Origin of the sequence: Reyranella sp., assembly GCF_017305915.1 — a bacterium.
In the GTDB taxonomy this organism is placed as follows: domain Bacteria; phylum Pseudomonadota; class Alphaproteobacteria; order Reyranellales; family Reyranellaceae; genus Reyranella.
Genome location: NZ_JAFKJN010000009.1, coordinates 145,801 through 165,561, shown reverse-complemented (window position 1 = coordinate 165,561; position 19,761 = coordinate 145,801). Strand labels below are relative to the sequence as shown.

Sequence of the window (19,761 nt, the reverse complement as noted above, 5' to 3'; positions counted from 1 at the left end):
CTACTTGGCGGGTGCCGGCTGCCTGAAGGTCGGCACGCCCTCGACGCGGTCCTCGAGCGCCTCGGCGCCTTCGGTCGGCAGCACCTTGACGTAGTTCAGCGCGCCTTCGATGTCGTCCTGCCAGACCTCGCGCGGCAGGTCGTAGACGAACTCCACGCCGTAGCCGTTGGGATCGTGGATGTAGAGGCTGTGCGTCATGCCGTGCTCGACGCGGCGATCGAACTTCACGCCCTTCTTCTGCAGGTAGGCGAGATGCTCCATCCAGGCCTCGCGGCTGGGCATGGTGATGGCAATATGGTTGACCGCAACAGGCACGCCGAACATCGACCATTCCTTGGGCGGCTCCGGCAGGTTCTTGTTCTCGACCAGCGCCACGTCGTGATGGTGATGGCTGCCGTCGGAGCGCGTGCCCGAATAGAAGCGCATCTTCGGCGGATTGGGTCGCTCCGGCCGCGGCGTCAACTGCCCGACCATCTCGAAGCCCACGATCTCGGTCCAGAACTTGTGCGATTCCTCGATATCGCGGACGTTGAGCACGAGGTGATTGATGCCACGCGGCTTGACCGGCTTGTCCATGGCTTCCTCCGTTTGGAGTCATTCTAACCCGGCCCGGGCGGCCAAAAAAGACCGGAGCGCGGGAATAAAGGCCGTCCGGCGGCGTCTCCCTCCCCGTGCACTTTCGCACGTGTCAGGGAGATTCCATGCTGAAAACGCTCGCTTTCATCGCCGCCGCGACCCTTTTTGCCGGCGCCGCCTTCGCTGCCGAGCCAGCCGGCCCCGCCCCCAAGGCGAGCAACGGCGCATTCGTCACCGCCAAAGGCATGACGCTCTACACCTTCGACAAGGACACTGCCGGCAAGTCGGTCTGCAACGGCCCGTGCGCCACCAACTGGCCGCCGGCGCTGGCCTCCGATGACGCCAAGCCCGCGGGCCCGTGGACCATCGTGGTGCGCGACGACGGCCTCAAGCAGTGGGCCCTCAACGGCAAGCCGGTCTATGCCTTCGCCAAGGACGCCAAGCCCGGCGACAAGACCGGCGACGGCTTCCTCAACGGCGCCTGGCACGTCGCCAAGCCCTGACATGAATCGGAGTCGGCGCCGGGTCTCCGGCGCCGATATTCTTTAGATTGAGCCGATGGCCGATCCCGGGCCCCTGATCGAACCGCACATCCCGGCGCTGCGCCGCTACGCCTTCGCGCTGCTGCGCGACCGCGACCGCGCCGACGACCTGGTGCAGGACACGCTGGAGCGCGCCCTGTCGCGCTGGCTGCTGCGCCGGCCCGACGGCGACGTGCGGGCCTGGCTGTTCGCCATCCTGCGCAACCTGCATGTCAGCCGCTGGCGCCGCGATCGCCGGCACGGCGCCAGCGTCGATATCGACGAGGCAGCGCCCAGCGTCGCCGCGCGGCAGGAGGCGGCGCTCGAGGTGCACGACGTGCTGGCCGCGCTCGACCAGCTGCCAGAGGAGCAGAAGTCGCTGCTGCTGCTGGTCGGGGTCGAGGACTTTTCCTACGACGATGCCGCGCGCATCCTCGGCATGCCGATCGGGACGGTGATGTCGCGCCTGTCCCGGGCGCGGCAGAGGCTTCGCGCGCTGGTGGAGACCGGCAAGGTCACGCTGCTTCGGAGAGTGAAATGACGATCAACGATGGCCCCATCGTTGAGGACGATCTGCAGGCCTATGTCGACGGCCGCCTGCCCGAGGTGCGTCACGCCGCGGTCGAGGCCTACCTGGCGCAGAACCCCGACGTGCGCGAGCGGATCACTCTCGACATCCGCCAGCGCAACGCCTTGCGCGGCCAGCTCGAGGGCAAGTTCGCCGAGCCGGTGCCGCCGCGGCTGTGGCTCGCCAACATCCGTGCCGCGCGGCGCAACACGATGATGTGGCGGCTGAAGGCGGTGGCGGCGAGCCTGCTGGTCTTCACCGTCGGCGCCGGCGCGGGCTGGTTCGCGGCCAATCACGAAGCGCTGGCGCCGCCCGTGACGACCGCCGTCGCCCAGAACGCCAACGCGGCCTATCGCACTTACGTCGTCGAGGTCGCCCATCCGGTGGAAGTCGCCTCGGCGCAGGAGGCGCATCTGATTCAGTGGCTGTCGCGCCGGCTCGGCAAGCCGCTGGCTGCGCCCGATCTCATGCCGTTCGGCTACAGGCTGATGGGCGGGCGGCTGCTGCCGGGCAACGGCTCGGCGGCGGCGCAGCTGATGTACGACGATGCCAGCGGCAAGCGGCTAACGCTCTATGTCCGCGCCGCCGAAGGCAGCGAGACCGCCTTCCGCTTCCAGCGCGACGGCGAGGCCGCGACCTTCGCCTGGATCGACCAGGGCTTCGGCTTCGCCGTGACCGCGCCGGCGACGCGCGAGGAGCTGCTGCCGATCGCCGAAGCGGTCTATCGCCGCTTCAACTGAAGTGTCACCGGCTGGGGTCGGTCAGCTCGTCGAATTCCTGAAGATGGCGCGGTGCCCAGCGATGGCTGCGGGCGGCGGCGATCCAGCGCGACAGGACGGGCCAGCGCCGGCGGGCGCGCTTGACCCAGACGCGCCCGGTGTCGAACTCGGTGGCGAACAGGTAGAGGGCCAGCACGAAGAAGATCCAGCCCTGCAGGATCGGCAGCAGGCCGCCCACCACCGTGAGGACCAGCAGCACCCCGACCAGAACGATCATCAGCGGCTTGCGCATAGGGGCTGGAATGGCGACGACGGCGGCGTTCCGCCAGAGCGATTTCCTATCTGATCGGAAATGCGCGCACAGACGATGCTGGCCCAACAGGGCACATTCCGTCCGGCTGTTTCCAGCCGGACGGAATGTGCTCCAGTGGCCAATCCCCTACTCGGCGGCGGCCAGCTCCTCGCGCTCCTGACGCAGGTGGCGGCGCGGCGGCTTGCCGTAGCGGGCGCGGTAGGCGTGGATGAAGTTGCTGACGTGGTTGTAGCCGACGCGGTGGGCGATCTCCTTGACGCTCGCCGCGCCGTCTTCGAGCGCCTGCCGGCCATGCTCGAGCCGTCGGTTGCGCAGGGTCTCGAACACGCTGGCACCGAACTCCTGGCGGAAGCCGGCGCTCAGCCGCTTCTCGCTGAGGCCGACCGCGTCGGCCAACGCGCCGAGAGTCGGCGGCTCGCGCATGTCGGCGAGCAGCCGGTCGTGCGCATCGTGCACGGCGGCGCGCTCGCGGGTCGAGAGCGCGATGCGCTCGCCCGCCGGCTGCTGGCGCGCGGCGACGCCGGCCTGGATGGCGAAGAGCTGCAGCGCCGCCCCTTCCAGCATGATTCGGCGCAAGGGGCCGTTCAGCCCGGCGGCGAAGGTCCCTGCAGCAATGTTGCGCATCAGCCGGTTGGCGCGGCCCGACAGGTGAACCGGCTGGTCGAGCCGGCGCGCCAGCAGCGGCCGCAGGATCTCCGGCGCCTCGCCCTCGAGCAGGCGCTCGATGCGCGCCACGTCGAGCTTGTAGGCCAGCGAATGGAACGGCGTGTCGGCCCGGAGATTGTAGGTCGGCCAGTCGCCGGACAGTCGGAACAGCAGCGAATGGTTGCCCGAGGCGACAACCCGGCGGCGGCCGCCGAAATCGAGGTCGACGCGGCCCTCGAGCATGACCTGGCCCACGACATACGGCTCGTCGTAGCGGTCGGTCGGCTGGACGCCGAAATCCCGGTGCGCGCGGACGTTGTTCAGCGAGACGCGCAGGGTGGGCGAAACGACGATGCGCTCCAACGTCCCGCTCCATCGATCGTCGTCGACGGAGAAAGAAGAGCCGGCAACTACGGGCTGTTCGACTGCCCGATCATGAAGCAACCACTCGAAATCCGACGTCACATTTGTTTCTCTGTCTTGACGGCGGGACATCCATAAAACCGCATCATAGCATATTTTCGCCGTTTTGGACGACGGCTTGGCCCTGGAGGCTAGAGGTGGATAGGCTTGTCCCACGCTGCGAGGGCCGCTTCCTTGAGCGCCTCGTTGACCGTGGGATGAGCATGGCAAACGCGGCCGATATCCTCGGCCGAGGCGCGGAACTCCATTGCCATTGCCGCCTCGGCGATCATGGTGCCGGCTTCGGCGCCGATGATGTGGACGCCAAGCACCTGGTCGGTCGCCTTGTCGGCCAGCACCTTCGCGAAGCCTTCCGTCGTGCCGTTGGCGCGGCTGCGCGGGTCGGCCATAAAAGGATACTTGCCGACCTTGTAGGCGACGCCCGCCGCCTTGAGCTGCTCCTCGGTCTTGCCGACCCAGGCGACCTCGGGCTGGGTGTAGACGATCGAGGGCACGAGGTCCCAGTCGACGTGGCCCTTCTGGCCGGCGATGGTCTCGACGCAGGCAACGCCGTCCTCGCTCGCCTTGTGGGCGAGCATCGGGCCGTCGATCACGTCGCCGATCGCGTAGATGCCGGGCACCGAGGTCTGGAAGTGCGCATCGACCTCGATGCGGCCGTGCGGCGTCAGCTTCACGCCCGCCTTGTCGAGGCCGAGGCCTTCGACATAGGGACGGCGGCCGATGCAGACCAGCACGACGTCGGCCTCGACGGTCTCGGCGGCGCCGCCTTTCGCTGGTTCGAGCGTCAGCACGACGCCGGCGCCGCCGGCATCGGCCCTGGTGACCTTGGAGCCTAATTTGAACTTCATGCCCTGCTTGGCGAGGGAGCGCTGGAACTGCCGGGTGACCTCGTCGTCGACGCCCGGCGTGATGCGGTCGAGAAACTCGATCACCGTCACATCGGAGCCGAGCCGGCGCCACACCGAGCCGAGCTCGAGGCCGATGATGCCGGCGCCGACCACCACCAGGCGCCTGGGCACCTCGGTGAGCTCGAGCGCGCCGGTCGAGGAGACGATCTTCTTCTCGTCCACCGTCACGCCCGGCAGCGGGATCACCTCGGAGCCCGAGGCGATCAGGATGCTCTTGGCGGCGAGCGTCTCCTTGACCGCGCCATCGTTGCCGAGCACCGCGACCTCACCCGCCTTCTCGATGCGGCCGGTGCCCTGGAACCAGGCGATCTTGTTCTTGCGGAACAGGAAGGCGACGCCCTTGGTCGTCGCCTCGACAACCTCGGCCTTGCGCTTCATGAACTGGGCGAAGTCGAGCGCGGGCGCGCCGACCGTGACGCCGTGTACGCTGAGATCGTGCGCCGCCTGCTCGAACAGGTGCGAGGATTGCAGCAAGGCCTTGGACGGGATGCAGCCGACATTGAGGCAGGTGCCGCCGAGCGTCGTGCGCTTGTCGACCACCGCCACCGTCATGCCGAGCTGGGCCGCGCGGATCGCCGCGACGTAGCCGCCCGGACCGGCGCCGATCACGACCAGATCAAAGGTTTCGTTCGCCATGACACACCGTGATCGCTGCCACTGTCATCCCGAACGAAGCGAGGGATCTTTCCGGACCAGTAAAGATCCCTCGCTTCGCTCGGGATGACAGCGTGCTGGTTGCTACTTCTCGCGTTCTAGACCCCGAGCAGCAGGCGCTCGGGATCCTCGATGCATTCCTTGACCCGCACCAGGAACAGCACCGCCTCGCGCCCGTCGATGATGCGATGGTCATATGACAGGGCGAGGTACATCATCGCCCGTGCCTTGACCTCGCCGCCCACCACCATCGGCCGCTGCTGGATCTTGTGCATGCCGAGGATGCCGGACTGCGGCGGATTGAGGATCGGCGTCGACATCAGCGAGCCGTAGACGCCGCCGTTGGAGATGGTGAAGGTGCCGCCCGTCAGGTCGGCGATCGAGAGCTTGCCGTCGCGCGCCTTGTGGCCGAGCTCGGCGATGCCCTTCTCGACCTCGGCGAAGGAGCGCGCGTCGGCATCGCGCAGCACCGGCACCACCAGGCCCTGCGGCGTGCCGACGGCGACGCCGATGTCGTAGTAGTTCTTGTAGACCAGCTCGTCGCCCTCGATCTCGGCATTGACCGCCGGCAGCTCCCTGAGCCCGGCGATGCATGCCTTGACGAAGAACGACATGAAGCCCAGCCGCGCACCGTGCTTCTTCTCGAAGTCGTCCTTCAGCCGGTCGCGCAGCGCCATGACGTTGGTCATGTCCACCTCGTTGAAGGTGGTCAGCATGGCGGCGGTGTTCTGCGCCTCCTTGAGGCGATTGGCGATGGTGCGGCGCAGCCGCGTCATGCGCACCCGCTCCTCGCGGTCGGCGCGCGGCCGCGGCCCCGCTGGCGCGGCCGGCTTCGCAACCGGCGCCGCCTGGGCCGAGATCGACGACAACGCCGCCATCACGTCGGCCTTGGTCGCGCGGCCGTCCTTGCCCGTGGGCTGGATGGCGGCGGGCGACACGCCCCTCTCGTCGACGAGCTTGCGCACCGCCGGACCGGAGGCCGCAAGATTGGCCGCCGTCGCGACCGCGGCAGCCGTCGCCGGCGCAGCGGCAGGCGCTACCGCCGGAGTTGGCGCCAGAGTTGGCACAGGAGCCGGCGCGGGCTTGGGCGGCGGCGGGGCGGCCGGAACCGCGGCCGGCTTCGGCGCGGCGGCCGCGCCGCCGACGGCCTCGATGTGGCAGAGCACGCCGCCCACCGGCACCGTGGCGCCCTCGGCGACGGCGATGTCGGCGATCGTGCCGGCAGTGGTCGCCGGCACCTCGACGGTGACCTTGTCGGTCTCGAGCTCGCACAACGGCTGGTCGACAGCGACGCCGTCGCCCACCTTCACCATCCACTTGGACACGGTCGCCTCGGTGACCGATTCGCCCAATGCCGGAACCTTGATCTCGACGGCCATTACCCTCTCCTCAGCCGATCGTGAGCGCGCGGTCGACCAGGTCCGCCTGCTCCTTGAGATGATTGCGCGCCGAGCCGGTGGCCGGCGACGCCGATTCGGGGCGGCCGATATAGACCGCCCGCTTCGCCTTCACGTCGATGTTCGACAGCGCGCGCTCGATGCGCCGGTCGATGAAGTGCCAGGCGCCCATGTTCTCCGGCTCCTCCTGGCACCACACGACCTCGGCGTTGGGATAGGCCGAGAGGCGCACGCCGAGCCGGGTGAACGGCAGCGGATAGAGCTGCTCGATGCGGAGGATCGCGATGTCGTCGATCTTGCGCTTGCGGCGCTCGGCGACGAGGTCGAAGTAGACCTTGCCGCTGCACAGCAGCACGCGCCGCACCTTGTCGCCCGGCACGAGCTGGTCGGTCTCGGGCAGCAGGCGGCGGAACGACGAGCTCGGCCCGAAGTCGGCCAGGGTCGACACCGCATCCTTGTGGCGCAGCAGCGACTTCGGCGTCATCACCACCAGCGGCTTGCGGAAGGTGCGGCGCACCTGGCGGCGCAGCGCGTGGAAGTAGTTGGCCGGCGTCGTCGGCACGACGACCTGCCAGTTGTCCTCGGCGCTGAGCTGCAGGTAGCGCTCGAGGCGCGCCGAGCTGTGCTCGGGGCCCTGCCCCTCGTAGCCGTGCGGCAGCAGCAGCACGAGGCCGTTCATGCGCAGCCACTTGCTCTCGCCCGAGCAGATGAACTGGTCGATGATGACCTGCGCGCCGTTGGCGAAGTCGCCGAACTGCGCCTCCCACATCACCAGCGCGTTGGGCTCGGCCGACGAGTAGCCGTACTCGAAGCCCAGCACCGCCGCCTCGTTGAGCGGGCTGTCGATCACCTCGAAATGCGCCTGGCCTTCGGCGACGTGGTTCAGCGGGATGTATTGCTTCTCGTTGGCCTGGTCGACCAGCACCGAATGGCGCTGCGAGAAGGTGCCGCGGCCGGAATCCTGGCCGCTCAACCGCACCGGCGTGCCTTCCACCAGCAGCGCGCCGAACGCCAGCGCCTCGCCGGTCGACCAGTCGATGTCGCGGCCGGTGTCGATCGACTTGCGCTTCTCCTGCAGCAGCCGCATCAGCTTGCGGTTGAGATCGAAGTCCTTGGGCGGCTCCGAGAGCGCGCGGCCGATCGCGATCAGCTTGTCGGTGTCGACGGCGGTCTGGCCCTTGCGGTCCTCCTCCTCCGGCGCGACGGTCATGCCCGACCACTTGCCTTCCAGCCAGTCGGCCTTGTTGGGCTTGTAGTTGGTCGCCGCCTCCAGCGCCTTGTCGAGCTTGGCGCGCAGCTCGGCGTCCATCGCCGTTACGTCGGCCGCGCTCACAACGCCCTCGCCCTCGAGCTGCGCGGCATAGACTTCCTTCACCGTCCTATGGCCGCCGATCTCCTTGTACATCAGCGGCTGGGTGAACATCGGCTCGTCCGATTCGTTGTGCCCGTAGCGGCGGTAGCAGAACATGTCGACGACGATGTCGCGCTTGAAGTGCTGCCGGTACTCGGTGGCGATGCGGGAGCAGTGCACGACGGCCTCGGGATCGTCGCCGTTCACGTGCAGGATCGGCGCCTGCACGATCTTGGCGATCTCGGTGCAGTACGGGCCCGGGCGCGACGCGGTCGGCAAGGTCGTGAAGCCGATCTGGTTGTTGACCACGAAATGGATGGTGCCGCCGATGCGGTAGCCGGCGAGATCGGAGAGATCGAGGCTCTCGGCCACCAGGCCCTGGCCCGCGAACGCCGCGTCGCCGTGCATCAGGATCGCCATCACCTGGCTGCGGTCGTCGTCGCCGCGCTGGTCCTGCTTGGCGCGCGCCTTGCCGAGCACCACGGGATTCACCGCCTCGAGATGCGAGGGGTTGGGCGCCAGCGAGAGATGGATGGTGTTGCCGTCGAACTCGCGATCGGCCGAGGCGCCGAGGTGGTACTTCACGTCGCCCGAGCCGCGCATCTCCTCGGGCTGCGAGGAGCGGCCCTGGAACTCGGAGAACAACGCCGTGTAGCTCTTCTGCAGCGCGTGCACGAGCGTGTTGAGACGGCCGCGATGGGGCATGCCGATCACGACGTCCTTGACGCCGAGCTGGCCGCCGCGCTTGAAGATCTGCTCGAGGCCCGGGATCAGCGATTCGCCGCCGTCGAGGCCGAAGCGCTTGGTGCCGACGAACTTCAGGCCGAGATATTTCTCCAGCCCTTCCGCCTCGACCACGCGCTGCATGATCATGCGGCGACCTTCGAGCGTAAAGTCGGTGCGGTTCTCGACGTGCTCGATGCGCTCCTGGATCCACACCCTCTGGTCGGGATCGGCGATGTGCATGTACTCGACGCCGATCTTGCCGCAGTAGGTCTTGCGCAGCCGCTCCCAGATCTGGCGCAGGGTGGCGGCGTCGCCGAGGCCGAGCGTGCCGAAGATCAGGATCGGGCGGTCCCAGTCGGCGTCGGTGAAGCCGTAGGTCCTGGGATCGAGGTCGGCATGCAGCGCCTGGTGGATCAGGCGGAGCGGGTCGAGGTCGGCCTCGAGGTGGCCGCGGATGCGGTAGCTGCGGATCAGCAGGAAGGCGCGGCTGGTGTCGTAGGCGGCGGCGCGGATCGCCTCCTCGCCCCTCCCCTCAATCATGGCACCGGCGAGCGGCATCGCGCCGCCGTTGGCCTTGACGTTGCGGTTGGCGGCCGCGCGCGGCATCTCGGTGTCGGGCACGTCGATGACGCGCGCCTGGTTGGGCGCCCACGACGCGCCGCGCACCTCGGCCAGCACGTCGCCGCGCTCCTCGGCCAGCGCCTCGAAGAAGATGCGCCAGTCGGGATCGACCTTGTTCGGGTCCTCGAGGAAGCGCGCGTAGAGCTCCTCGATGAACGGCGCATTGGCGCCGAAGAGAAACGATGTTTGCTCGGCCTGCATAGCCAGTCAGCTCCTCTCACGCCCACTTCCCCATTCATATGGGGAAGTGCCCCGTCTTACGGGGCGATGGGGTCATGACCCCTCCGGCCCTTCGGGCCACCTCCCCATCTGAATGGGGAGGGTTTACTTGGTCATTGCCTTGAGCATTTCGTCGCCCAATGCAGCGGGCGAATCGGCAACATGGATGCCTGCGGAACGCAGGGCTTCGACCTTGTATTCGGCGGTATCGTGACCGCCGGAGATGACCGCGCCCGCATGGCCCATGCGGCGGCCCGGCGGCGCGGTGCGGCCGGCGATGAAGCCGACCACCGGCTTCCTGGTCTTCGACGCCTTGATGTACTCGGCGGCCTTGACCTCGGCGTCGCCGCCGATCTCGCCGATCATGACGATGCCCTCGGTCTCCGGATCGGGCAGCAGCATCTCCAGGCACTCGACGAAGTTGGTGCCGTTCACCGGATCGCCGCCGATGCCGATGCAGGTGGTCTGGCCGAGGCCGGCCGCCGTGGTCTGCGCCACCGCCTCGTAGGTGAGCGTGCCGGAGCGCGAGATGATGCCGATCTTGCCGCGCTTGTGGATGTGGCCCGGCATGATGCCGATCTTGCACTCGCCGGCGGTGATCACGCCCGGGCAGTTCGGCCCGATCAGCCGCGACCCGGAGCCGGCGAGCGTGCGCTTCACCTTCACCATGTCGAGCACGGGAATGCCCTCGGTGATGCAGACGATCAGCGGGATCTCGGCGTCGACCGCCTCGAGGATCGAATCGGCCGCGAACGCCGCCGGCACGTAGATCACCGTGGCATCGGCGCCGGTCTTGGCGACGGCTTCCGCCACGGTGTCGAATACCGGCAGGTCGAGATGGATGGTGCCGCCTTTGCCCGGCGTCACACCGCCCACCATCTTGGTGCCGTAGGCGATCGCCTGCTCGGAATGGAAGGTGCCCTGGCTGCCGGTGAAACCCTGGCAGATCACCTTGGTGTTCTTGTCGACGAGGACGGCCATTTAAGCGGCCTCCTTCACGGCCTGGACGATCTTTTGCGCGGCGTCGGCGAGGTTCTCCGCCGAGGTGATCTTCAATCCCGATTCCTTCAGGATCTTCTTGCCCAATTCGACATTGGTGCCTTCGAGCCGGACGACCAGCGGGACGTGCAGGTTCACTTCGCGCGCCGCGGCCACGACACCCTCGGCGATCACGTCGCAGCGCATGATGCCGCCGAAGATGTTCACCAGGATGCCTTCGACGTTGGGATCCTTGAGGATGATCTTGAACGCTGCGGTCACGCGCTCCTTGGTGGCGCCGCCGCCGACATCGAGGAAGTTCGCCGGCGAGGAGCCGTAGAGCTTGATGATGTCCATGGTCGCCATGGCAAGGCCGGCGCCGTTCACCATGCAGCCGATCTGGCCGTCGAGCTTGACGTAGTTCAGCGCGTACCGGGCGGCCTCTGTCTCCGAAGGGTCTTCCTCGTCCTGGTCGCGCAGCGCCTCGAGCTCGGAATGCCGTTCGAGCGCGTTGTCGTCGAAGTTCATCTTGGCATCGAGGGCGATCACCTCGCCCGCGCCGGTCACGACCAGCGGGTTGATCTCGATCAGCGAGCAGTCGAGCTCGGTGAAGGCCTTGTAGAGCGCGCCGAGCATCGCGACGAACTTGGCGACCTGCTTGCCGCTGAGGCCGAGCGCGAAGGCGATCTTGCGGCCGTCGAAGGCCTGGTAGCCCGAGGCCGGGTCGATCGGCTGCTTGACGATCTTCTCCGGCGTGTCGTGCGCCACCGTCTCGATGTCCATGCCGCCTTCGGTGGAAGCGACGATCGAGATGCGGCCGACCGCGCGGTCGACCAGGATCGAGAGGTACAGCTCGCGTTTGATGTCGGAGCCTTCCTCGATGTAGAGGCGCTTCACCGTCTTGCCGGCCGGGCCAGTCTGCTTGGTGACCAGCTCGTGACCCAGCATCGCCTGGGCATTGATGCCGACCTCGTCGACCGATTTCGAAATGCGGACGCCACCCTTGCCGTTGGGGTCGTCCTTGAAGCGGCCCTTGCCGCGGCCGCCGGCATGGATCTGCGCCTTCACGACGACGACGGGCGTGCCGAGCTTGCGCGCGACGTCCATCGCCTCGTCCCTGGTATACGCGACTCCGCCCTTGAGGAGCGGAACGGCGAATTTCGCCAGCAAGGCCTTGGCCTGATACTCGTGGATGTTCATGCGATCCTGTGCCCTGGCCGGTCAGCAAAAAACGTGCGAGCCGTCAGTTGCGAATCGCAACTCGCTCGCAGTTGCGGCACTTTATGAGTGCCGCAACGCCTTGGCAACGACGGACTGGTGACGCTTTTAAGTCCCCGCAGAGATCGTGCGCAATCGTGCAGATCAGCCCGCGGCGACGATCTTCTTGGTCGCCTCGACCAGCGACTTCACGGCGCCGACCGACTTGTCGAACATCGCCTTTTCCTCCGCATTGAAGGAAACCTCGACGATCTTCTCGATGCCGCCCTTGCCGATCACCACCGGCACGCCGATGTACAGGCCCTTCACGCCGTACTCGCCGTTGAGCAGCGCGGCGCAGGGGATCACCCGCTTCTTGTCCTTGAGATAGCTCTCGGCCATGGCGATCGCCGAGGCGGCCGGGGCGTAGAAGGCCGAGCCGTTGCCCAGCAGGCCGACGATCTCGGCGCCGCCGTCGCGGGTGCGCTGGACGATCTTGTCGAGCTTATCCTGGGTGGTCCAACCCATCTTCACCAGATCGGGCAGCGGAATGCCGGCGACCGTCGAGTAGCGGATCAGCGGCACCATGGTGTCGCCGTGGCCGCCCAGCACGAAGGCGGTGACGTCCTCGACCGAGCAGCCGAACTCCTGCGCAAGAAACAGGCGGAAGCGCGCGGAATCGAGCACGCCGGCCATGCCGACCACGCGGTTGGCCGGGAAGCCGGTGACTTCGTGCATCAGGCCGACCATCGCATCGAGCGGATTGGTGATGACGATGACGAAGGCGTTGGGGGCGTTCTCCTTGATGCCCTTGCCGACGGCATTGATGACCTTGGCGTTGATCCCGACCAGGTCGTCACGGCTCATGCCGGGCTTGCGCGGCACCCCGGCGGTGACGATCACCACGTCGGCGCCGGCGATGTCCTTGTAGTTGGACGATCCGGAGTAGTTGGCATCGAAACCCGCGACCGGCGAGAGCTGGGCGATGTCCAGCGCCTTGCCCTTGGCGGTGCCCTCGGCCTGCGGGATGTCGAACAGGATGATGTCGCCCAGGTCTTTCTGGCCCGCCAGCAGGGCGAGGGTGCCGCCGATCTGTCCGGCGCCGATCAACGCGATCTTCTTGCGAGCCATGCGAAATCTCCAAATTCTTGAGCGCGGCGCGTGGTAGCGCGATTCCGGCAGGGCGGCAAGAACGCCAGTTTTTACCCTCCCCATTCATATGGGGAGGTGTCGCGGTGATCCGCGACGGAGGGGTCATGAGTCACGTACTGCGGCCCATGACCCCTCCGTCGGCGTAAGACGCCGACTCCTCCCCATCAGAATGGGGAGGAGTGTTTCTTGATATGGGCCAGGATCAGCTCGGTCGCCTTCGCTGGCGCCTGGTCCATGACGAAGTGGCCGACGCCCGGCAGCACTTCCATCGCATAAGCCGCGATCACGAAATCCCCGGTGCCTTTCGCGGCGTCGGGGCCGACCGTAGCGTCGGCGTCGCCCCAGATGTAGAGCGTCGGCACCTTGATCGAGCCGAAGTCGCCCGACAGGCCCTTGTTCGAGCGGTACCAGGCCAAGGCCGCTTCGATCGCATCGCGATTGCCGAGCACCGACATGTGCTCCTCGATCGCCGCCTGCTCGACGTTCTGGCCGAACAAGCCCTCGCGCAGACGCCGCGCGTTGTCCTCGATCAGCATCGGCCCGGTCTCGGGCTCGAGGAACCGGAAGTGATGGCGGGAGCGGTGCTTCTGGTCGCCATTGGGATCGGCCAGCGCACGGCGGAACGACAAGGGATGCGGCCGCGACAGTACGCTGAGCGAGGCGAGCCGCTCGGGATACGCGTTGGCCACGCCCCAGGAAACCTGCCCGCCCCAATCGTGGCCGACCAGGTGGAAGCGCTTGCCATCGTCGCCCGAGGCCGCCGCGATCTCGAGCGCATCGTTCACCAGCTTGTCGAAGGCGTAGTTGGAAAGATCGGCCGGATCGGGCCGCGCGCCCGGCGAGTAGCCTCGCTGGTCCGGCGCGACGCAGCGATAGCCCGCCGCGGCGAGCACCGGCAGCGCCTCGCGCCAGCTGTGCCGCGATTCGAGGAAGCCGTGCAGCAGCAGGACCAGCGGTCCACCGGCCGGGCCCGCGACGTCCGCGGTGAAGGTCCCGCCCGACCGCGTCGTGAGGCCGATCGTTTCGGCCATGTCTGCTTCAGCCGACGCCGTTCGCCTTGAACCAGGCGACGGCGAGTTTCCAGCCGTCTTCCGCCTGCTCCTTGCGATAGGACGGGCGGTAGTCGGCGTTGAAGCCGTGCGGCGTGTCGGGATAGGTCTTGATGGTCGACTTCTTGGCTGCGGTGTTGCTCGAGGCCTTGAGCGCGTCGCGCATCTTGTCGACGCTGTCGTTGGGGATGCCGCTGTCGGCGCCGCCATAGAGGCCCTGCACCGGCCCGTGCAGCTGGTTGACGACGTCAAGAGGATGCTTGGGCGTCGTCGGCGAGGCGTCGCCGACGACGCGACCGTACCAGGCGACGCCCGCCTTCACCGCAGGGTTGTGCGCGTCGTACAGCCAGACGATGCGGCCGCCCCAGCAGAAACCGGTGATGCCGAGCTTGCTCGCGTCGCCCTTGCCCTCGCTCTTCACGAACGCGACCGTGGAATCGAGGTCGCCCATGACCTGCTCGTCCGACACCTTGGAGACGATGTCCTTCAGCAGCGTCGGGATGTCGGAAATCTTGGTCGCGTCGCCCTGGCGGAAGTAGAGATCGGGCGCGATCGCGTAGAAGCCCGCCTTGGCGAAGCGGCGCGTCACGTCCCGGATGTGCTCGTGCAGGCCGAAGATCTCCTGCACCACCAGCACGGTGCCGAAGCCGGCGCCCGACGCCGGCATGGCGCGATACGCGGTCATGTCCTTGCCGTCCTTTGTCTTCACCTTGACGGTGCCGGCCGCGAGGCCATCGGCTGGCGTGGCGATGACGGTCTGGGCGCAAATCGGTTGTGCGGCGAGCGCGAAGCCCGCGCCGAGGGTGGTGCTGGCCGCCAGCGCAGAGCGGCGCGACAGGGCGCGGTCGTTGAGGGGAACGCGATCGCCGTCCATGGTCCGTCCTCCGGGTATTCGTATGACGCAAAGCCTAGGCTGGCGTCCGGCAGGCCCACAATCACATTAAAGCGAGATCGCCCTCGATGTGCGGCAGCGCGAGATATTCCGGGCTCTGCATCTCCATCAGGCGCGACACGGTGCGCTGGAACTCGAACGCGCCGTCGCCTTCGGTGTAGAGCTTGTCCGGCGATGCGGCGGCCGAGCAGATGAACTTCACCTTCCGCTCGTAGAAGCTGTCGATCATGGTGACGAAGCGCGCCGCCTTGTCCTGGCTGTCCGGCCCCATCTTCGGGATGTCGGCGAGGATCACGGTGTGGAAGTGGTCGGCGATGCACAGGAAGTCGGCCGCGCCCATCGGCCGCGCGCACCAGTCCATGTAGTCCGCCATCGCGACGCCAGGCGCTGCGCGCGGGATCGGCACGTCGCGGCCCTGGGTGCGCAGCACGCGCGGCTCGCCGTCGAGGCCACCCGACAGCGCGCGGAAGGCTTCGTCGAGCTTCTTGTCCGCCCACGAGCCGGGCGGTGTTAGGTAGACGTCGAGCTCGCGCATGCGGTCCATGCGGTAGTCGTGGCCGCCGCCGAGCTCGAGGATCTCCAGCCGCCGCTTCAGCAGCTCGATGAACGGCAGGAAGCGGTCGCGCTGCAGGCCGTTCTTGTAGAGGTCGTCGGGCGCGCGGTTGGAGGTGGCGATGACGGTGATGCCCTCGTCGAACAGCACCTCGAACAGGCGGCCGAGGATCATGGCGTCGGCGATGTTGGTGACCTGGAACTCGTCGAAGCAGAGCAGCCGCGTCTCTGCTGCGATCTCCCGGGCGATCGGCACGATGGTGTCGGCTTCGGGCGGCGCGCCCTTGGCGGCCAGCTCCTCGCGCCGCTTGTGCAGGCGCGCCTGGACCTCGAGCATGAACTCGTGGAAATGGACGCGGCGCTTCTTCGCGACCGGCGCGTCGGCGAAGAACAGGTCCATCAGCATCGACTTGCCGCGGCCGACCGGTCCCCAGATGTAGAGGCCGTGCGGGCCGGCCGGCGGCTTCTCGGAGGCGCCGAGCCCGAGCCGCGCCCAGAAGCCCTTCTTGACCGGCTGCTCGTGCACCAGGGCGACGAGCTGGTCGTGGACCGCCTGCAGGCGCCGCACGATCTTTTCCTGCACGGGATCGGCGCGCACCTGGCCTGCAGCGCGCCGCGCGGCAAGGTTGGCGGCGGGGCCCTTGCCGGTCGTCGGAGTATCGGCATCCATTGCGAGCCATACCTAGCTCAGCCCGACGCCTCTGCCTATAAGTGGCCGCGATGAGAATTGCGTTCCTCGGTACATCGGAATTCGCCGTGCCCGCCTTGCAGGCGCTGGCCGACGCGGGCCACGACGTGATCGCGGTCTACACGCGCGCGCCCAAGCCCGCCGGCCGCGGCCAGCAGGAGCGCAAGACACCGCTGCATCAACTGGCGGAACGGCTCGGCCTGCCGGTGCGCACGCCGAAGACCTTGAAGACCGACGAAGAAGCCGCCGCCTTCAAGGCGCTCGATCTCGACGCGGCGGTGGTCGTCGCCTACGGGCACATCCTGACTAAGCCGTTCCTCGATGCGCCGGTGCTGGGCTGCATCAACATCCACGGCTCGTTGCTGCCGCGCTGGCGCGGCGCCGCGCCGATCCATCGCGCGATCCTGGCAGGCGACGCCGAGACCGGCGTCACCACCATGCGCATGGACGAGGGCCTCGACACCGGCCCGATGCTGCTGGCCGAGCGCACGCCGATCTCCGCCGCCGACACCGCCGAGACCGTGCACGACCGCCTGGCGGCGATGGGCGCGACGCTGATCGTGTCGACGCTCGACGGATTGGTCCGCCGCTCCATCGATCCGACGCCTCAGCCCAACGAAGGCGTCACCCACGCCCACAAGCTCGGCAAGGAAGAGGGCGTGCTCGACTGGCGCCGGCCGGCGGCCGAGCTCGAGCGCAAGGTGCGGGCGTTCCATCCCTGGCCCGGCACGTCGTTCACCTTCAACGGCGAGTCGATCAAGGTGCTGGGTGCTGCATTGACGCTCGCCGGCGGCGCGCCGGGCACGGTGACGATCGCGCGCGACGGCTTCCCGGTCGTGGCCTGCGGCACCGGCGGGTTGCGGCTGCTGAAGCTGCAGCGGCCCGGCAAGTCGGCGCAGGCGGCGGACGCTTTCCTGCGCGGCTTCGCGCTGCCGGCCGGCACCGTGCTGCCCTCGCCGGCCGTGCGGTCCCTGCCGGCCTGAGCCCGTGCCGCGCTACAGGATCAAGGTCGAGTACGACGGCGGGCCCTTCATCGGCTGGCAACGGCAGGACAGCGGCCCGTCGATCCAGGCCGCGCTCGAGGACGCGGTGTTCGCGCTGAGCGGCGAGCGCGTCGTGGTCCACGGCGCCGGCCGCACCGATGCCGGCGTGCATGCGCTGGGCCAGGTCGCGCATTTCGAGATCGCGGCCGAGAAGCGGCTGGAAGAGGTGCGCGGCGCCCTCTCCTTCCATCTCAAGCCGCAGCCGATCGTCGTCGTCTCGGCCGAGATCGCGCCGGAGGGATTCCATGCGCGCTTCTCGGCGACCTGGCGGCGCTACCGCTATCGCATCCTCAATCGGCGCACGCCGGCGGCAATGGAGCGCGGGCATGTCTGGCACGTGCCGGTGCCGCTCGATGTCGATGCGATGCAGGCGTCGGCCTCCGTGCTGATCGGAAAGCACGACTTCAACAGCTTCCGCTCGATCAACTGCCAGGCGAAGTCGTCGATCAAGACGCTCGATGCGCTGGCCGTCAGCCGGGCGGACGAGGAGATCCGCATCGATGTCGGCGCGCGCTCGTTCCTGCACAACCAGGTGCGCATCCTGGTCGGCACCCTGCAGCTCGTGGGTCGCGGCCAGTGGCGCAAGGCCGATGTCGAAGAGGCCTTGGCCGCCAAGGACCGCACGCGCGCCGGGCCGACGGCGCCGCCACAGGGCCTCTGCCTGATGGAAGTGCGCTACGACTCAGCCGGTGGGGAAGCTGACCTCGAGGAATCGATTGACGAGAATTGACAGCAAGTAGGACGGCACCCAGTTCACGGCCATCAGGACGGCGGCATGAGGCCAGCTCACGCCGAGCCCCAGCCGCGTCACCGTCATGAACCAGTAGAAGAAGAACACCTGCAGCCCGAGCAGCAGGGGTGCCGCGACCGGCGGCACCATCGAGGCGGCCGCTTCGGCGACCAGCAGCAGGACGATCTGCGGCAGGTTCATCCAGTTGAGCGCCGCAATGTAGCGCGGATAGCGGTCGAGCCAGCCGCGCCGCCGCGCGATCTCCCAGAAGATCACCGGATAGAGCAGCCATTCGATGACATAGCGCAGCGCCTCGGCGAGCACGACCAGCTCGACGCCGGCGGCGACGTCGACCTGCATGTACTCGATGACGCGCACGAAGGCGTAGATCGGCGCCACCAGGATCATCACCTGGAAGGAGCGCAGACAGCCCTCGATGGTGTTGTCGAAATGGAACGGCGCGTTGACGTCCAGCGACAGGAACTTGACCGCGCCCTGGCTGCCCCGCGCGATTTCCGCCGAGCTCAGCATCGTTCAGGCGAAGTAGCGGTCGAGCACCGTCTCGTAGACGCGTGACAACGCCTTGAGATCGGCCACCGCACTCTTCTCGTCGACCTTGTGCATGGTCTCGCCGACCAGGCCGAACTCCAGCACCGGGCAGTATTTCGCGATGAAGCGCGCATCCGAGGTGCCGCCGGTGGTCGACAGCTCGCACTCGACACCCGTGACCTCGCGCACCGCGCCGCCCACCACTTCGACCAGCGCGCCGGGCGGCGTGTAGAAGGATTCGCCCGACACCTCGACCTTGGCGTACTCGACGATACCGTTGCCGGCGATCGAGGCGCTGGCGCGCTCGATCCGCTCCTTGAGGTGCGCCAGCAGCGTGGCGGAAGTCCACAGGTCGTTGAAGCGGGTGTTGAAGCGGGCATGCGCCACGCCCGGCGCGATGTTGGTCGCCTTGTTGCCGACGTCGATGGTGGTGAACTGCAGCGAGGTCGGCTGGAAATGCGTGCTGCCCTTGTCGATCGGCTCGCGCACCAGCGCCTCGACGATCGCCGACAGGCGGTGGATCGCATTGTCGAGCCGCTCGGGATAGGCGACGTGGCCCTGAACGCCGCGGATCACGAGGTCGACGGTCATGCTGCCGCGCCGGCCGATCTTCATCATGTCGCCGAAGCGCCTGGAACTGGTCGGCTCGCCGACTACGCAGGCATCGATGGTCTCGCCGCGCTCGGCGAGCTTCTTCAGCATCTTGACCGTGCCGTTGACCGCAGGGCCTTCCTCGTCGCCGGTGATCAGCAGGCTGATCGAGCCGCCGAAGTCGCGGCCGCGCCGCGCGATGAAGCGCGCCGACGCCTCGGTGAAGGCCGCGATCGCGCCCTTCATGTCGGCGGCGCCGCGGCCGAACAGGTAACCGGCCGACAGCTCGGCGGCGAACGGCCCGATGGTCCAGGACGACAGATCGCCCACCGGCACCACGTCGGAATGGCCGGCGAAGCAGAAGTGCTTCCCGCCATTTCCGATGCGGGCATAGAGGTTGGCGACGTCGTCGGTGCCCGCTTGTGTGAAATCCATGCGCTCGCAGCGGAACCCGATCGACGACAGCGTGCGCTCGAGCAGCCGCAGGGCGCCTGCCTCGACCGGGGTGACGCTCTCGCAGCGCACCAGCGCGCGCGTCAGTTCGACCACGTCGGTGACGGAAGGAGCGAGGGTGTCGGGCATGGCCGGACACTACAACCGGGAGGGCCCAAAGAGAAGGGCGCCGGCCCGCGTTCTGACCGACGCCCAAGTCATTCGAGAGGAAGAATACAGTCTTGTTGGTTGTCGAACTCGTCAGGC

At 67.8% G+C, this 19,761-nt stretch carries 18 protein-coding genes and 1 pseudogene; 5 read left to right on the top strand and 14 right to left on the bottom strand.

Translation table 11 applies throughout. The features are described from left to right. The gene (locus J0J01_RS07200; RefSeq protein WP_296379574.1) at window positions 1-576 is read right to left on the bottom strand and encodes a VOC family protein; all 576 of its coding nucleotides are present in this window, start codon (window positions 574-576) and stop codon (window positions 1-3) included. Window positions 577-701: 125 nt separating this feature from the next. Here J0J01_RS07200 and J0J01_RS07195 point away from each other — a divergent pair, with 125 nt between their 5' ends. The 3 genes from J0J01_RS07195 to J0J01_RS07185 are packed head-to-tail and all read left to right on the top strand — an operon-like array spanning window position 702 to window position 2,405. After that, on the top strand, window positions 702-1,079 hold the full coding sequence (locus J0J01_RS07195) for a hypothetical protein (protein ID WP_296379573.1): 378 nt from the start codon (window positions 702-704) through the stop codon (window positions 1,077-1,079). A 55-nt stretch (window positions 1,080-1,134) separates the two neighbouring features. Beyond that, window positions 1,135-1,638 carry a sigma-70 family RNA polymerase sigma factor gene (locus J0J01_RS07190; RefSeq protein ID WP_296379572.1) on the top strand — a complete coding sequence of 168 codons (504 nt, stop codon included), beginning with the start codon at window positions 1,135-1,137 and terminating at the stop codon, window positions 1,636-1,638. Continuing rightward, on the top strand, window positions 1,635-2,405 hold the full coding sequence (locus J0J01_RS07185; RefSeq protein ID WP_296379571.1) for an anti-sigma factor: 771 nt from the start codon (window positions 1,635-1,637) through the stop codon (window positions 2,403-2,405). Before J0J01_RS07190 ends, J0J01_RS07185 begins: the two co-directional genes overlap by 4 nt. Before the next feature lie 4 nt (window positions 2,406-2,409). Here the strand turns inward: J0J01_RS07185 and J0J01_RS07180 are convergent, their stop codons facing one another. From J0J01_RS07180 to zapE, 11 genes and pseudogenes are all read right to left on the bottom strand, one after another. Further along, complete coding sequence (locus J0J01_RS07180; RefSeq protein WP_296379570.1) at window positions 2,410-2,676, bottom strand: hypothetical protein; 267 nt, start codon at window positions 2,674-2,676, stop codon at window positions 2,410-2,412. 147 nt (window positions 2,677-2,823) lie between these two features. Further along, window positions 2,824-3,705 (bottom strand): AraC family transcriptional regulator, encoded by an 882-nt coding sequence (locus tag J0J01_RS07175; protein ID WP_296379569.1) that lies wholly within the window; start codon window positions 3,703-3,705, stop codon window positions 2,824-2,826. 191 nt (window positions 3,706-3,896) lie between these two features. After that, window positions 3,897-5,309, bottom strand: coding sequence for a dihydrolipoyl dehydrogenase (gene lpdA, locus J0J01_RS07170; RefSeq protein ID WP_296379568.1), 1,413 nt, complete (start codon window positions 5,307-5,309; stop codon window positions 3,897-3,899). Between the two features lie 116 nt (window positions 5,310-5,425). Then, window positions 5,426-6,706 carry a 2-oxoglutarate dehydrogenase complex dihydrolipoyllysine-residue succinyltransferase gene (gene odhB / locus J0J01_RS07165; RefSeq protein ID WP_296379567.1) on the bottom strand — a complete coding sequence of 427 codons (1,281 nt, stop codon included), beginning with the start codon at window positions 6,704-6,706 and terminating at the stop codon, window positions 5,426-5,428. Window positions 6,707-6,716: 10 nt separating this feature from the next. Beyond that, window positions 6,717-9,623 (bottom strand): 2-oxoglutarate dehydrogenase E1 component, encoded by a 2,907-nt coding sequence (locus J0J01_RS07160; RefSeq protein WP_296379566.1) that lies wholly within the window; start codon window positions 9,621-9,623, stop codon window positions 6,717-6,719. 123 nt (window positions 9,624-9,746) lie between these two features. Then, the gene (gene sucD, locus J0J01_RS07155; protein ID WP_296379565.1) at window positions 9,747-10,622 is read right to left on the bottom strand and encodes a succinate--CoA ligase subunit alpha; all 876 of its coding nucleotides are present in this window, start codon (window positions 10,620-10,622) and stop codon (window positions 9,747-9,749) included. Beyond that, a pseudogene (gene sucC, locus J0J01_RS07150) lies at window positions 10,623-11,840 on the bottom strand (ADP-forming succinate--CoA ligase subunit beta); the annotation flags it as partial. A gap of 141 nt (window positions 11,841-11,981) precedes the next feature. Then, window positions 11,982-12,947: a malate dehydrogenase gene (gene mdh, locus J0J01_RS07145; protein ID WP_296379563.1), complete on the bottom strand. Its 966-nt coding sequence runs from the start codon at window positions 12,945-12,947 to the stop codon at window positions 11,982-11,984. 185 nt (window positions 12,948-13,132) lie between these two features. Beyond that, the gene (locus tag J0J01_RS07140) at window positions 13,133-13,999 is read right to left on the bottom strand and encodes an alpha/beta hydrolase (RefSeq protein WP_296379562.1); all 867 of its coding nucleotides are present in this window, start codon (window positions 13,997-13,999) and stop codon (window positions 13,133-13,135) included. A 7-nt stretch (window positions 14,000-14,006) separates the two neighbouring features. Beyond that, complete coding sequence (locus J0J01_RS07135; RefSeq protein ID WP_296379561.1) at window positions 14,007-14,891, bottom strand: dienelactone hydrolase family protein; 885 nt, start codon at window positions 14,889-14,891, stop codon at window positions 14,007-14,009. 61 nt (window positions 14,892-14,952) lie between these two features. Further along, complete coding sequence (gene zapE / locus J0J01_RS07130; RefSeq protein ID WP_296379559.1) at window positions 14,953-16,131, bottom strand: cell division protein ZapE; 1,179 nt, start codon at window positions 16,129-16,131, stop codon at window positions 14,953-14,955. A gap of 50 nt (window positions 16,132-16,181) precedes the next feature. Here zapE and fmt point away from each other — a divergent pair, with 50 nt between their 5' ends. Both fmt and truA read left to right on the top strand, forming a co-directional pair. Further along, window positions 16,182-17,132 carry a methionyl-tRNA formyltransferase gene (fmt, locus tag J0J01_RS07125; protein WP_296379558.1) on the top strand — a complete coding sequence of 317 codons (951 nt, stop codon included), beginning with the start codon at window positions 16,182-16,184 and terminating at the stop codon, window positions 17,130-17,132. 4 nt (window positions 17,133-17,136) lie between these two features. Continuing rightward, complete coding sequence (gene truA / locus J0J01_RS07120; protein ID WP_296379557.1) at window positions 17,137-17,922, top strand: tRNA pseudouridine(38-40) synthase TruA; 786 nt, start codon at window positions 17,137-17,139, stop codon at window positions 17,920-17,922. Here truA and J0J01_RS07115 read toward each other — a convergent pair. Continuing rightward, window positions 17,875-18,453 carry a hypothetical protein gene (locus J0J01_RS07115; protein ID WP_296379555.1) on the bottom strand — a complete coding sequence of 193 codons (579 nt, stop codon included), beginning with the start codon at window positions 18,451-18,453 and terminating at the stop codon, window positions 17,875-17,877. The two genes, truA and J0J01_RS07115, sit on opposite strands and share 48 nt — an antisense overlap. 3 nt (window positions 18,454-18,456) lie before the next feature. Further along, complete coding sequence (gene dapE, locus J0J01_RS07110) at window positions 18,457-19,644, bottom strand: succinyl-diaminopimelate desuccinylase (protein WP_296379554.1); 1,188 nt, start codon at window positions 19,642-19,644, stop codon at window positions 18,457-18,459. Window positions 19,645-19,761 lie beyond the last annotated feature (117 nt).

Bases quoted from the DNA above. Each gene is read 5' to 3' on its own strand.
- J0J01_RS07195 (WP_296379573.1), top strand. From the start codon at position 702: ATGCTGAAAACGCTCGCTTTCATCGCCGCCGCGACCCTTTTTGCCGGC.
- J0J01_RS07135 (WP_296379561.1), bottom strand. From the start codon at position 14,891: ATGGACGGCGATCGCGTTCCCCTCAACGACCGCGCCCTGTCGCGCCGC.
- mdh (WP_296379563.1), bottom strand. From the start codon at position 12,947: ATGGCTCGCAAGAAGATCGCGTTGATCGGCGCCGGACAGATCGGCGGC.
- J0J01_RS07190 (WP_296379572.1), top strand. From the start codon at position 1,135: ATGGCCGATCCCGGGCCCCTGATCGAACCGCACATCCCGGCGCTGCGC.
- J0J01_RS07180 (WP_296379570.1), bottom strand. From the start codon at position 2,676: ATGCGCAAGCCGCTGATGATCGTTCTGGTCGGGGTGCTGCTGGTCCTC.
- J0J01_RS07140 (WP_296379562.1), bottom strand. From the start codon at position 13,999: ATGGCCGAAACGATCGGCCTCACGACGCGGTCGGGCGGGACCTTCACC.
- odhB (WP_296379567.1), bottom strand. From the start codon at position 6,706: ATGGCCGTCGAGATCAAGGTTCCGGCATTGGGCGAATCGGTCACCGAG.
- J0J01_RS07115 (WP_296379555.1), bottom strand. From the start codon at position 18,453: ATGCTGAGCTCGGCGGAAATCGCGCGGGGCAGCCAGGGCGCGGTCAAG.
- J0J01_RS07160 (WP_296379566.1), bottom strand. From the start codon at position 9,623: ATGCAGGCCGAGCAAACATCGTTTCTCTTCGGCGCCAATGCGCCGTTC.
- fmt (WP_296379558.1), top strand. From the start codon at position 16,182: ATGAGAATTGCGTTCCTCGGTACATCGGAATTCGCCGTGCCCGCCTTG.
- lpdA (WP_296379568.1), bottom strand. From the start codon at position 5,309: ATGGCGAACGAAACCTTTGATCTGGTCGTGATCGGCGCCGGTCCGGGC.
- zapE (WP_296379559.1), bottom strand. From the start codon at position 16,131: ATGGATGCCGATACTCCGACGACCGGCAAGGGCCCCGCCGCCAACCTT.
- sucD (WP_296379565.1), bottom strand. From the start codon at position 10,622: ATGGCCGTCCTCGTCGACAAGAACACCAAGGTGATCTGCCAGGGTTTC.
- J0J01_RS07185 (WP_296379571.1), top strand. From the start codon at position 1,635: ATGACGATCAACGATGGCCCCATCGTTGAGGACGATCTGCAGGCCTAT.
- dapE (WP_296379554.1), bottom strand. From the start codon at position 19,644: ATGCCCGACACCCTCGCTCCTTCCGTCACCGACGTGGTCGAACTGACG.
- J0J01_RS07200 (WP_296379574.1), bottom strand. From the start codon at position 576: ATGGACAAGCCGGTCAAGCCGCGTGGCATCAATCACCTCGTGCTCAAC.